The sequence below is a fragment of the Arthrobacter ramosus genome, from assembly GCF_039535095.1.
Classification (GTDB): domain Bacteria; phylum Actinomycetota; class Actinomycetes; order Actinomycetales; family Micrococcaceae; genus Arthrobacter; species Arthrobacter ramosus.
On the sequence record NZ_BAAAWN010000001.1, the window covers coordinates 2,064,390 to 2,076,438 of the forward strand.

Annotated in this window: 11 protein-coding genes and 1 pseudogene; 3 read left to right on the plus strand and 9 right to left on the minus strand. The window is 62.7% G+C overall.

Annotated features, from left to right (window positions below; translation table 11 throughout):
• Positions 1-197 precede the first annotated feature (197 nt).
• Positions 198-959: a PDDEXK nuclease domain-containing protein gene (locus tag ABD742_RS09555; protein WP_234749276.1), complete on the plus strand. Its 762-nt coding sequence runs from the start codon at positions 198-200 to the stop codon at positions 957-959.
• Positions 960-1,016: 57 nt separating this feature from the next.
• Here ABD742_RS09555 and ABD742_RS09560 read toward each other — a convergent pair whose 3' ends face one another.
• The 3 genes from ABD742_RS09560 to ABD742_RS09570 are packed head-to-tail and all read right to left on the minus strand — an operon-like array spanning position 1,017 to position 4,047.
• Entirely contained in the window at positions 1,017-2,048 is a 1,032-nt protein-coding gene (locus tag ABD742_RS09560; protein ID WP_234749275.1) for a tyrosine-type recombinase/integrase, read from the minus strand.
• Positions 2,045-2,980, minus strand: a complete 936-nt coding sequence (locus ABD742_RS09565) for a tyrosine-type recombinase/integrase (RefSeq protein WP_234749274.1) — start codon at positions 2,978-2,980, stop codon at positions 2,045-2,047. Before ABD742_RS09565 ends, ABD742_RS09560 begins: the two co-directional genes overlap by 4 nt.
• Positions 2,980-4,047, minus strand: a complete 1,068-nt coding sequence (locus ABD742_RS09570; protein WP_344787757.1) for a tyrosine-type recombinase/integrase — start codon at positions 4,045-4,047, stop codon at positions 2,980-2,982. The genes ABD742_RS09565 and ABD742_RS09570 overlap by 1 nt, the downstream gene beginning before the upstream one ends.
• Positions 4,048-4,449: 402 nt before the next feature.
• Here ABD742_RS09570 and ABD742_RS09575 point away from each other — a divergent pair.
• Positions 4,450-4,797, plus strand: a pseudogene (locus tag ABD742_RS09575) (PDDEXK nuclease domain-containing protein); the annotation flags it as partial.
• 394 nt (positions 4,798-5,191) lie between these two features.
• Here ABD742_RS09575 and ABD742_RS09580 read toward each other — a convergent pair.
• The 5 genes from ABD742_RS09580 to ABD742_RS09600 form a co-directional block, all read right to left on the minus strand.
• Positions 5,192-5,548 carry a hypothetical protein gene (locus ABD742_RS09580; protein ID WP_344787759.1) on the minus strand — a complete coding sequence of 119 codons (357 nt, stop codon included), beginning with the start codon at positions 5,546-5,548 and terminating at the stop codon, positions 5,192-5,194.
• Between the two features lie 356 nt (positions 5,549-5,904).
• Positions 5,905-6,678 (minus strand): hypothetical protein, encoded by a 774-nt coding sequence (locus ABD742_RS09585; RefSeq protein ID WP_234749272.1) that lies wholly within the window; start codon positions 6,676-6,678, stop codon positions 5,905-5,907.
• Entirely contained in the window at positions 6,675-7,637 is a 963-nt protein-coding gene (locus ABD742_RS09590) for a TniB family NTP-binding protein (protein WP_234749271.1), read from the minus strand. Before ABD742_RS09590 ends, ABD742_RS09585 begins: the two co-directional genes overlap by 4 nt.
• Before the next feature lie 87 nt (positions 7,638-7,724).
• Positions 7,725-9,806: a Mu transposase C-terminal domain-containing protein gene (locus tag ABD742_RS09595; RefSeq protein WP_344787762.1), complete on the minus strand. Its 2,082-nt coding sequence runs from the start codon at positions 9,804-9,806 to the stop codon at positions 7,725-7,727.
• The gene (locus ABD742_RS09600; RefSeq protein ID WP_234749270.1) at positions 9,749-10,468 is read right to left on the minus strand and encodes a TnsA-like heteromeric transposase endonuclease subunit; all 720 of its coding nucleotides are present in this window, start codon (positions 10,466-10,468) and stop codon (positions 9,749-9,751) included. The genes ABD742_RS09595 and ABD742_RS09600 overlap by 58 nt, the downstream gene beginning before the upstream one ends.
• A gap of 325 nt (positions 10,469-10,793) precedes the next feature.
• Here ABD742_RS09600 and ABD742_RS09605 point away from each other — a divergent pair, with 325 nt between their 5' ends.
• The gene (locus ABD742_RS09605) at positions 10,794-11,093 is read left to right on the plus strand and encodes a hypothetical protein (protein WP_234749269.1); all 300 of its coding nucleotides are present in this window, start codon (positions 10,794-10,796) and stop codon (positions 11,091-11,093) included.
• Between the two features lie 181 nt (positions 11,094-11,274).
• On the opposite strand, the gene ABD742_RS09610 is transcribed toward ABD742_RS09605, so the two are convergent.
• A complete protein-coding gene (locus ABD742_RS09610) occupies positions 11,275-11,940 on the minus strand; it encodes a hypothetical protein (RefSeq protein ID WP_344787766.1) in 666 nt (221 codons plus the stop codon).
• Positions 11,941-12,049: the final 109 nt, after the last annotated feature.

The window sequence follows — 12,049 nt, forward strand, 5'->3', positions numbered from 1 at the left end:
ATCCATTTCTACTCCCGTTGTTTAGCTGGCAGCGAGGGTATTCATGGGCCGGGACCAGCCGCCCCGTCCGAGAAGGCGATGAGAGTCTGTCCCAGGGCTGAAGAGTAGTTCCGGGAGGTCTCAGTTTCGTTGGTGTTCTGCCTCATCTAAAGGGGCGTAGCGCCACCATGTCGGTGCCGATCGATAGGATCAAACTCATGACTGACGCCCGCGACCTCGCCCTGCCTGCCAGCTACACTGACCTCCTCGGCGAGCTCAAGAACCGGGTGCGGGCTGCCCGCACCCAGGCAATCCGGACCGTTAACACCGAGCTCATCACACTGTACTGGTCCATCGGCAAGACCATCCTGGGACGCCAAGCAACTGAAGGATGGGGGAGTGGGGTCATCGGAAGGCTGGCCGAAGACCTGGGAGCTGAGTTCCCGGACATGAAGGGCCTGTCGCGGTCAAACTTGCAGTACATGCGCGGCTTAGCTGAGGCCTGGCCGGCATTCGACCCGAATGTCCCACAGCCTGTGGGACATTTGCCGTGGGGCCATATTCGCACCATTCTCGACAAACGTCTCGAGCCGCCGGCAAGAGATTGGTATGCCGCCGCTGCCGTCCAGCACGGCTGGTCCCGCAACGTGCTCATGAACATGATCATGAACAACACGCTGGAGCGTACAGGCGCTGCGCCCTCGAACTTTGTGCAACACCTCGTTGCTCCAGACTCGGAGCTCGCCCAGCAGGTAGCCAAAGACCCCTACAACTTCGAATTCCTCGGGCTCTCAGGTGAAGTGGCCGAACGTGACCTCGAAAACGCACTTACTAGCAGAATCACGGAAACGCTCCGCGAACTGGGCCCTGGCTTCGCATTCGTCGGCCGTCAAGTGCACTTCGACGTCGACGGGGACGACTTCTACGTCGATTGTTCCGATTCTCGGATTATTCCGAGGGCGGTTGGTGTGGCCGCCTGAAGGGCGCGTGACCTGGGGAAGGGCTGCGCCGGTTCCCGCGGTTATCGGGATAACGCCTCAGTCGGTGAGTCCGCATAGTCGCTGGATGATGTCCTCGTGGTTGTGCCAGATGGGCACGGCTGGCGGGCTGGTGCTGATTCCGCTGGTGGCTTTGGCGAGGGCTTGACGTTTCATTTCAGTGTCGGCGTGTGCGTAGATGAGCGTGGTCTCGGGGTCAGCGTGACCGAGCCATTCGGTGAGCAGCGCCAGCGGCATGCCTGCTTGGTAAAGCTGCATGGCGCGGGAGTGGCGCAGCATGTGCGGGTGGACCTTCTCGGGGATTTCGGGGCAGCTTTCACGGGCCTTGGCGGCGTGCTGACGGAGGAACCTGGCAACGTTGTCGTCGGACATGGACGTCTTGCGGTGCCTGTGGATCGTGTAGAACAGCGGCTGTCCAGGGTCGAAGTCGGCGTGGAAGGCCGCGGTGTAGCGGCGACAGTGGGCGGCGGTCTCGGTGTTGATGGGCAGACGGCGGGGTTTGGATCCTTTCCCGATCAGGTCGACGGTGAGCCGTTTGGTGTCAATGTCGCCGAGGGTCAGGGCGAGCATCTCGGCGTCGCGGGCGGCCAGGTCATACATGAGGATCATGAAGAACTGGTCCCGTAGGCCGGTCTTGGTGCTGGCGTCGGGGGACGCCAGAAGAGCGGTGATAGCGGTGGTCGTCATGTAGCGAACGGTCGGTGTGGCCGGGGTCTTCAGTTGGGGGATGCCGTTGAGGTCGGCCAGGTGCATGGCCAGTGTCGGCTCAGCGGTGGCGGCGTATCTGAAGAAGGAGCGGATGCAGGCCAGTCGCTGGTTGTAGGTCGTCGCCGTCCAACCGCGCGTCGTCCTCATGTGGTCGAGGAAACCGATGACGCAGGCACGGTCGAGGATCGTGAAGGTGATCTGGCTGAGTGGAACCTGACGGGTATCGGCGAGGTGGGCCAGGAGCATGTTCCAGGTGTGACGACAGGAGGTGATGGTGCGGGGGCTGGCGCCGCGTTGTCGGGGCAGGAACACGGTGAACCACTCGCGCAGGTGCCGGTAGAAACTGTCGGTTGGCGTGGTCATGGCGTCACCTCCGGGATGATTCCTGCCGTGCCGGTCAGCCCTGTTGCGGACAGACGCTCGGGCAGCAGATGTATGTAGTAGGCGGTTGCGGAGTAGGTCTCGTGGCCCATGTAGGCCGACAGATACGGCAGCCACACGTTGAGGTCGCGGCCTTCCTCAACCCAGCGCGTCAGGGTGCGGGTGGCATAGTTGTGGCGCAGCGTGTAGGGCGTGGAGCCGGGTGCTAAGTCTCCAGCCATGGCGCGGCAACGGTGGTAGGAGGCTGTCAGCCAGCGGCCCGGGTAGGGCTGTCCGGGGTGGTGTTCGAAGAAGAACTCCCGGCCGGGGCGGCGCAGGTTCGCCAGATCGTCGAAGCGGGCAAGCAGGGCGGCCATGCCGGCGTCGATCGGGACGCGGCGGTCCTTGTTGTACTTGGTCTGTTCGATCATCACGATCGCCTTGTCGAGATCAACGTTGCGGCGGTGCAGCCGCCGGGCTTCCTGCGGCCGTAACCCACAGCCCAGCATCAGCCGGAACACCACAGGGATGGTGTACTCGCGAAACGGGCTGGCCGAGCAGGCAGTGATCGAGTCGGCTGCCAAGAAGAAGGTGGTTAGCTCCTCGTCGGTGAAGATGTGGGGCAGGCTCCTTGCGTGGTGGCTGATCCACTCGGCAGGCAGCACGAACGCCTCAACGTCGACTATCTTCAGGTACTTGCCGAACTCGCGGATCGCGTGGGCCTTGTAGGCAGGCCATTCGGTCCGTGTGCCTTCCTCGCACCAGGCCGTCACCAGCTCCAGCGACAGAATCGTCTCGCCGGGCCGACGGGTCACACAGAACCGGTCGAAGCTCTTCATCGGATAGACCAAGGTCTTCGCGTAGCCCAGACCGACTCGCCATTCGAGCATCGCCTCGATGTGTGCCGCGAAGCCGCTGCTGAATGCCGCGCTCATCACAGGCCCTCCATGGTTGGAACGAAGCGGTCCAGAGGCAGACAGCACTCCCGCAGCGACTCATCTGCCAGGGCAATGTAGCGCCTCGAGGAGGCGAGCTGGCCGTGGCCAAGTACCTGTGCGGCCAGCTCCAGCTCGGCACCGGACTCGACCAGACGAGTGCCCGTCGTGCGCCGCAGGGCGTGGAAGGTCTTGCCGTCGTGGGCCTGGTGGGACACTCCGGCTTTGTGGAGCCACCAATTCATGATCAGCGCCCCGGTCGGGCCGCTCAGCTTCACGAACGGGGCGTAGACACGGACGAAGACCTCAGGCGTCTCGCACACCGGTCTGCCATGCAGGACCCAGTCGGCTATCGCGTTGCCAGCTTCTGCCGACAGCGGCAGTGTCAGCGGTGCTGACGTCTTGTGCTGGACCAAGTGGATCTCATCCCGACGCCAGTCGATCTGGTTCAGCCGTAGCGAGACGATGTCGCCGCAGCGCAGCCCGGTAGACAACGCCAACCGGACCATCGCGTAGTCCCTTTTCCCGCGCGGGGAGCCAGTCTCGATCGCGGCGAGGATCCGGCCGGTCTCCTCGGGCGTGAAACACGGCAGCGCCCGTGCCCGACGCGGCCCGACCCTTGCCAGCATGGCCTGGACCTTCAGCTCCGAGCTGCCCTGCCGGTTGGCGAACCCGAAGAACCGCTTGATCGCCCACACGGTGTTCCCCATGCCCGATGTGTGACGGGGCCCGACCGCGACGAGGAAGCCACGGACATCATCAAGCGTCGCCGCTCCGAGAGTGCGGCCGGCGCTGTCCAAGTAGCGCAGGAACTGGCGCGCCTCGCAGACCGCCAGGCGTGCCGAGCTCGATGCCAGCTCGCCGCGCAGCGACTCGGCGAAGGCAATGAGGACCGACTCCCCAGTCGTGCTCAGGCCGGACGCCGGTCTGCGCCGCCGCCAGACCACGACCCCGGTCTCCTGAAACTGCAGCATCATCCTGGCTGTCTTCTCCAGCGCCGACCGCATCGTAGGACCGATCTCCCCACGGCGCTCCCGCTCGTCGATGGCCGCCAGGAACGCCTCCACGGCCTGTTCTGTCAGCCGATCGATCCCTCGGCCGTCGCAGAACCTAATCACAGCGTGACAGCAGCTTCGGTAGTACCTGACCGACTCATCCGCTAAGCCGATACTCGCGGTTTCCGCCAGCACGCCCTCAGCAAGCGTTGATAACCCCTTCTCCATGATCCGGACCTCCATCGGACGGTCGCGGCCACTCCGAATGGGCCGCGATCCCACCACGATGCACAGGAAACCCCTTCGATGGACAGGAAACGCCCCGGACCAAGAAGCCCGCGCTCAGCCTCGAAGCACGACAGGATTATTCCGACCCACACGGGAGACTGTCGAGGTCAAGGGCCTGCCCTCGCAGCAATCCGAATAATCCGAGAATCGGAACAATCTATGTTATTCCGAGCTCGGAATAACGCCGATTTGCTGTTTTTCCACACCGAACAATCCCGCTACGTGGTCATTGAGCTTAAGACTGGCAAGTTCCAGCCCGAGTTTGCCGGAAAGCTCAATTTCTACGTCGCGCTTGTCGATGACGTCCTTCGCCGTGAGCATCACAACGAAACGATCGGCATCCTGATCTGCGGCACCAAGAACGACCGCAGCGTCAGGTACAGCCTCGGCCGCTCGACCTCACCCATGGCCGTAGCCGCCTACACCTACGACAAGCTACCCACCGCCGAGCAGCAGTCCCTTCCCAACGAGAGTCTCCTCGTGGCCGCGCTCGAATGGGCAGAACCCGAAACCGGCCAGCCGGACTCCGATTAGCCTTTCTGGACAGCTGAGGAACTACCGTCGAGTTCGGGTCATCACGCTGGCAAGATCGCCGCGCCCCGCGGCCCGGATCCCCTGGGGCGAGAACGCTACATTGCGGCCTGCTAGCCAAGACCTGCGTCGAAAGTGCAGTTAGCTGAAATTAGAGTGGAGGCATGGCGAGGATCAGTGTGAGTCCCACCGTGGCTTAACTGGCAAGCGCGGGTATTTATGGGCCGGAGTAGCTGGGGTGCCCAGTTGACCGTTTGGTGTCCGTTCTCAATGTAGTTGTCAGTAGCGACGTGGGAACTGACAGGTTGGATGAGAAAAATTCAGGCGGATATTTCTCGTTCATGTTGTCAGTTCCGTAATTCGGCAGCTCGATGCCCGCTAGATGCACATGAGTGTCCTATTTCTCCCAGGCTTCTGTTATGTGCCGGTGGGAAAGTACTGCAAAGGCGCCACCCACCAGGGCGCCAGTGATCACCGCGACCACCAATGGGTTCCCTGTGTTTGTAGCGCTGGCGATTCCAAGGGCCAACACGCCTGAAACTGCGAAGGCCACAACGCCCGAGAGAATCGCTCGCGCCCGGCGGGTTGCTTCCTTGGCCATTCCCGACCGTGCAGCGATCACTGCTCCCGCGACTAACGCTCCAAGAATCGTCATAAAGAGGACTTCAGGGAATAGGTAGAACAGATACCAAGGGACAAATACCGGATTGAAAGTGGGAAGCGTGGTGCTGAGAAGGTGAACTATTGCTGCCACGAAGCCGAAGCCAACACCGAGCCAGACAAATCTCGCCCATAACCTTCCCCTGCGCCACCAGCCGGGTTCAGCGCTACTTTTCGCCATATTTCAGTACCGCCTGTGTGAGATTTTCCGTCTGGTTGGTCCATGCGATTCTCTGGAGACCCGCGAGATTAATGCCGCCGGCAACCGTGATGTCCACGCCGGTCGCGGTGGCAGTCTGCTCAAGGCTGCCAGTCCCTCGTTTCACTATGTCAGATCTGATACTGGAGCCTATGGCTCATCCCTTTGAAGTCTGGAAGACACGGCGAGACAAACTGATTGACATCTAGCTTGATGCGGTACGGATCCTCCGCAGGCGTCGCAGGGGACCCTTAGATCAGCCATTCGATGTCGCGGCGGGAGAGTCTTCGGAGTGTGTTTTCGATTCGCTCGGCGGCCCGGCGTCGGTGGCTTTCGCCGGTGGGGATGAGAACACGCGCCATTTCGTTGGCAATCCGGTCGCGTCTCTGTTCTGCCGGGTAGGCCAGGTTCTGAATCCGGTCTTTGAAGGCGGGTCGGGTTATGAGTCGGGCGATGTTCACTGTTTCCGGATAGATCAGCATTTCGTGCTCGTGTCTTCCGGCGCGGGCGGCGCGTTCTTCGAGGGTGGAGAGTGCGATGCCGGCACTTGCGCATTCGCTCGCGGCTTGCATCGCGGGCGTTCCGATGTGGATTTGGCGGGAGACCAGTGTGGATCTGAATCGGCGTTCTGCGGTAACGAGTTCAGGCAGTTGCCTGATGTCGAGCTGATCGCGGCCGATCCATCGCCGGTGCGCGACGCAAACCCAGCCGATGGCCGGAATCCTGCCGATTCGCGGATTTCCGTTGCCGCATCGCAGACACAGGACCCGCTCGATGACGGGGTGGCCGCCGATCGACAGCCGCTGGTCGAAAACCCGATCGTGGAGTCGGCCGAGTTGTCTCCATGCTTGAAGGCGTTCGGGGTGCCGCCGGGCCCGGGATTTGGGCATGATGCCGGCCTCACGGAGGGCATTCTCGATTTGTTCGACGCTGGTGCCGTTTCGTCGGGCGTGGCGGGTGGCGTAGTTCTCGATGCCTTCGCCGTGGGTGAGGCGGGTCGGGACCGGGAGAGGCTCAAGGATCACTGCGCCATCCTGAGTCCAGGTTTCTTGGACTTTGAGGCACCGGCGCTGTTGTGTGATCGATGGCGCTCCTGGGCTGCATAATCGGTGGCTGTTGCTTCGAGCCTGCGCCGGTCGATCTTTTCGATGCCTTCGAGGATCGCGCCGATGGCTGCGTCCGAAAGAAGGCCGCGAAGGGCGCCAATGCTCCCGCCGGTCCGGTCCCAGAGGTAGAGAGACTCTTCTGCAAGGGATCCTGGGATGTGCGCAGCGAGCGGTAGGAGGTTTTCGACTCCGAGCACCAGATCGGCCCACGATTCACGGTCTGCTTTCGTCCCGCTGGAGTACGGGGTCATCTCGTGCAGGATCATGCGGGCTTTGATCTGGCGGCCCATCTCACCGGCGAAAAGATCGGTTGTCGGAAGATCAATTCCGGCGTAGAGAAAGGTCGCGTCCAAACGGTCCGCGAACTGCTTGAGCGTGCTTGCGGCTTCGGCTCCGGCCTGCCGGTTCGTTCTGAGGTTGTGCACTTCGTCGACGATCACTAAAGACGTGGCCATGGTGCGCAAAACGGCTACGACCTGTTCGGTGAGCGCCGGTGCGGTGGCTCTCGGTAGCACCGGTAGTCCAAGCCACTGCGCGAAGGCCTGCATGAGCATTTTCGGCGTCGTGGCAGGCGGTACGACTGTGTAGACCACGGGCGCGAACCCCCGGTCGTCCTGGCGTCCGAGTCGTTTGCGCTCAGATCTCTCGTGGCGTTTGCCAAGAAGCAGAGCCGCCGTCGATTTCCCCATGCCTGCGGCGCCTGAGATGGCAAGGCCCCGCCTGGCGGTCGCCGTGCTGGCCGCGTTGCGTGCTATCGCGATTCGGGCTTGCCGGGAGAGTGCCTGCGTGTCCATGGTTTCCAGGACCGTGTCTGCCGCGAGCCATGCGAACCGGGCACGGTCATAGGCTGACTTCGCCTCAGCGGAGAGCCCGCGCACCTCTCGCAGCGTCAGGCTTGGAGGCTCTTCGGGGGAGTGCGCGACAAAATCGCGCCATGTGGTCAGGCTGTCCGGAATGGCGATGTCTCAGTCCTCCAGAAGATCGATGCGCTGGCCATGGCGGCGCCGGGGAAACTCGATGATGACTGGGTCCGCCGCAGGGATCGGCGTAGGTTCCGTAGCAGCGGGTTCGGTGATCGCGTCCGGCGCGGCTGCCGGTTCCGGGACGGCCGACGGTGTTGCGTGTGTGCGTTGTGCAGCCTGACGCTCGGCGCGTCCGGTGGGAGCGGTCAGGATCCGATTGATCTCGGCAAGAAGATCCCCGCCGGGCACCGTCCCTCCTCGCCGGTCGATGGCCTTCTTCGCAGCCGCAAGGACGTCTCGGGAAAAGGGTCCCACAAGGTGCGTGGACAGGGTCCACTTCGCCTCGATCCACTGACCTTTCTCATGGTCACGGACGTAGATCGACTGAAGCCTATACGGGTCATACCGAACTTCCCAGCGTCCGTCCGCCGGGGAAGGGAGTCCGGAAGGGACTCCCCGGTATGGGTGAAAGCCCGGATTGTCGTAGTGGAGACCATGGAAATTGATCCCGTACGGCTGGATGCGCCGCCATTCCATTGGCAGGAGCGCGAGGTAGTCATCGCGGCTCAGGGCCACGGGGACCTGCGGTGCAACACTGGACAGGGCAGCGAACGCCTCGTTGGGCGTGAGGTCCTTCTTCGGCATGGCCGGGTGGCGAAGGCCCCGGTGGGGACGGTTCTGCCAGACCGCTACAAGCCACCAGTCCAGCAGGTTCTGCACTTCCGCGAGGGTGAAACTGGCCTCGGCGGCTGGGGCCTTGCCCCGCCGGACCACGTTCGGGCCGGTGTAGCCGGCCAGGTACTGGGTGAATCCTGTGTTGACGCCGGCAAAGAACCGTTCGACGTGTGGTTTGTCCGTGGGCGTCCGAGGGGCGGCTTTCGTGATGCTGATCTGCAGACGCTCACAAGCTGCCGTGAAAGTCGAGCCGACAAAGACCTTGCCGCGGTCAACCGTGATGGATTCGGGCACGATGACCGGCTTGGCAGCAATCGCGGCGCGCACTTCCTCATCACCCGGAAGCATCCCGGGCGGGAGCACGGAGCGCGTATAGCTCAGCGATGCATCCCATCCCGGCTGCATCGGCAGGGGAGTCATGGCACGGGCAAGCAGCACGGCCGCGTCCACTGCCTTCGTTGCCACCGGCCGCAGGATGGCGGCCAATGGAGTGCGCGTGGCGATGTCCAGTGCGACGGTCAGGTCCACCCGGCCGCTGCTGCCGTCCGGATAAACAACCATGAGGTCCATCGGCGTCGAGTCGATCTCCACAAGCTCGCCGGGGCGTGACGGGGCTTGGCGTCCCCAGGGCCTGTCCGGTCGGTTTCCTTGGGTCCGGCGCGTGGTCGCGTTCCCGAACGGGTGCCTTGAACCCTCGATTTTCTTCAAAATGCGGTAGAGCGTTGCATCCGACGGCACGGCGAGATCTGCCTTGGCTGCCACCGCCCGGACCCGAGCAATGACGCGGGATCGCGTGCCCGTTGAAGCATCCTTCTGCCCGGACACCTCGGCCTCGACCAGGGCAAGAACTCTGGGATCGGTTCGCCCGGCCAAGCGCACCTCGCGGGTGGCCCTGCCGTCCGCGAGGCCCCCGATGCCATGCGCACGGTAATCGGCGATATGGCGGAACATTGTCCGCTCAGTCATGGCCATCCCACGGGCAGCGAGCTCCGTCAACTTGGCCTCGATCCGGACCTGCAAGGGGTTGGCCAGGTCGTATTCGGGCTTCGGGTTCGTGCCGGGCGGTGACCCTGGAGGAATCCCATGGAGCACTTCATGCACGTGCCGGTGCAGGGACATGACCCAGTCACGGGCGCCGGGGGAGAGCCTCTCCAACGCAGCCGCATTGTCCAGCGAGGGGAGGGCCGGGGGATCATCCGGCAAGTACGAATCATCGATCAACAGATCGGCCACCCGAACCCGTCGGATGCGATTGGTAGCAAGATTCTTCAAGGCCAGCTCGGGCCCGTCCTGGGCTACAACCTGCCAGGATCCTCCGTCGAACTGGATGAAATCGAAAAGGCGGACGGACTTCACGACGCAGCCGCCAGTCTGGGCATCGGCGACTTTTCCTGGGCCGGGGCGATCCAAGTCTCCATCGACAATGGCTCGTCCAGGCCGACTTGGAGGACCCCGATGAAGGCCAAATGCAGCAGATGGGCCTGAACGGTGGAAGGTTCGAGCCGCAGCATTCGCGAAGCGCGCCGCACACCAGCGGACACGGAGACACCCGAACCGACGGCATCCATGATCGCGGGCACGATCGTGCTGCCCGGGGCATATCTGTGAAGACGGTATCCCGAGAGCCACCGAAGGTTCGAAGCCGCCGGCTCGGCAACCCCGGAGAACACCTCATAGTCCCATCCGGCCTCCTCGCACAACGCCCGGGTCATGGAAAACTGACGGCGGCCGGCCTCCAGATGGTCCGGATGCCGCACATCCACAACGCGTCCACCGCCATCGCTCAGCCGCACAAAGAAATCAGGCACATGACCACGGGCACCCTCAGTCCCTCTAGGCCACAGCACGGCAAACGGCTGGGACGCAATGCCGACAATGTCCTCGTCGTAATCGGCAAGCATCAGGAAATCCCGCTCCAGCAGACTCTCAAAACCCACATGCGAGCCGGTTGTACTGGACCACCATAAACCCTCGTAATTCCGCTTACCAGGCCAGGAAAAGAACGAACGAACAGGCAGCGCAGACTCCAGACGCAGCGATGCCCAAGCCGCCAACACCGGCTCATCCAGCATGCGCCCATCCAACCGAGCGAGAATCCGAACCGAGTCAGTCGAATTCGCCGGCAGGGACCTCAAAGCCTCACATTCAGCCACCCTGACAACTTAACTGAGAATCACCCGGAATCCGTCAACTGACACGTTGAATGCGAAAACTGACATCTGGAATGTCCCGTCTCAAATAAGTTGGACCACATCGCCTCGGAAATGCGCGGTTGGGTCAACTGAAGTGAGGCAAATTTCCCCGATTCGTCTCACTTCAGTTGACCCAACCCTTCGAATCCTGGCGTTGACTTCACTCCAGCCGCCGTTGCGCCACCTTCTAGCTAAAGTTTGAACAATGGACGAGCAAACGCGAGTTTCGATCGATTTCCTTCGCGAGGCGTTGGATGTTCTACTCCGACACCTTGAGGAGGTTCACGGCCCCGAGGTGCGGCTTGAGAAGGAATACTTCTGGTCAATCCCTGAGGAGCGGCTTTATGACGTCTATACGGAGCCGTCATCGTTCAGCATCGGTCAGTTGACTGAGTGCATCGCGAATTTACAGGGTGTGACCGCCAACCCTGAAGAGGCCGTGTCATATGGCCTTGTGTGGATTGCCGATTTGCTGAGGGCCGTCGGTCAAACTGTCGTTCGGTGAGGCTCCTGCACCCAGGTCTGCAGGGGTTCTAGGGCGCCGCGTCGATCATCAAGGCATTCGATTGGCGGCCTCCACGCTTAGCCGGTTTCTGCTCGCGGGATGGTGACCCGGGGTGCGGGCCGCCGGGTTGTTGCGACCAAGGACCGGGTACCGTGTGATGGCTATCCATGGCCAGGGTCGATCATCGCGGCTTGGATGCATTGATGGCGTCTGATCCGCGGAATCCGGGTAGCCAGTCGGAGCGCATCCAGTCCCGCAGGGGGTCTGAGGCTCCACGTGGTTGCCAGCCGTCAGTGACTTCAACGCTGATGCGGTCCAGGAATTGGTCGGGATGGCGCGAGTGGGCGATTTCGGCCCAGCGGGGCGAAGCCATAACCGCGGTGAGATCGACGATGGACGGGTAGAGCGAGGCTGCCACGACGGCGTGGCTGTTGGCATGCCTCGGCTGATTGGCGGCGAGGGTGTCGTATATGTCCGTGGCGGCAGTGAAGTGGTGGAACTGGTCATACCAGCGCCAGTTGATGACAGCGGCAATGTGGAAGGCTTTGCGGACTCCGGAGCGTCCGTGCCGTGTGATGAGGTTCCTGTGGTGGTGCCAGGCTGTGGTGATCTCGGGGCTGTCGCGGATGGACAACTGGTCCGTGACCCCTGTGACACCGTCTCCAAGCCAGAGGCGATGGCGCAGGCAGATGACCTGTTCGTGGGTGCTGTAGATCTGAACGAAACGGCCGGCGCCGCGGGCAAGGGTGCAGTGGTGGCAGGCGACGATGTGGGTCGCGCGGATGGGACGTCCGGCCAGTTTTTGCCGCAGTGACGGGGCGGGGTCGTGCTGGCCAAGCTGGGGCATCGCCAGCTCTAGTACGGCCGGGTCGCAGTTCGTCCATGCGGCAAGGCTTTCGATCCATGGGCGGCGGTTGCGCTTCAAGAGGGTTCTGAGCTGACCGGGCCGGAGGGCG

Excerpts from the sequence above, each read along its gene's own strand:
- ABD742_RS09555 (WP_234749276.1), top strand. The coding sequence starts at position 198 with ATGACTGACGCCCGCGACCTCGCCCTGCCTGCCAGCTACACTGACCTC.
- ABD742_RS09560 (WP_234749275.1), bottom strand. The coding sequence starts at position 2,048 with ATGACCACGCCAACCGACAGTTTCTACCGGCACCTGCGCGAGTGGTTC.
- ABD742_RS09565 (WP_234749274.1), bottom strand. The coding sequence starts at position 2,980 with ATGAGCGCGGCATTCAGCAGCGGCTTCGCGGCACACATCGAGGCGATG.
- ABD742_RS09600 (WP_234749270.1), bottom strand. The coding sequence starts at position 10,468 with ATGCTGGATGAGCCGGTGTTGGCGGCTTGGGCATCGCTGCGTCTGGAG.
- ABD742_RS09605 (WP_234749269.1), top strand. The coding sequence starts at position 10,794 with ATGGACGAGCAAACGCGAGTTTCGATCGATTTCCTTCGCGAGGCGTTG.
- ABD742_RS09610 (WP_344787766.1), bottom strand. The coding sequence starts at position 11,940 with ATGCCCCAGCTTGGCCAGCACGACCCCGCCCCGTCACTGCGGCAAAAA.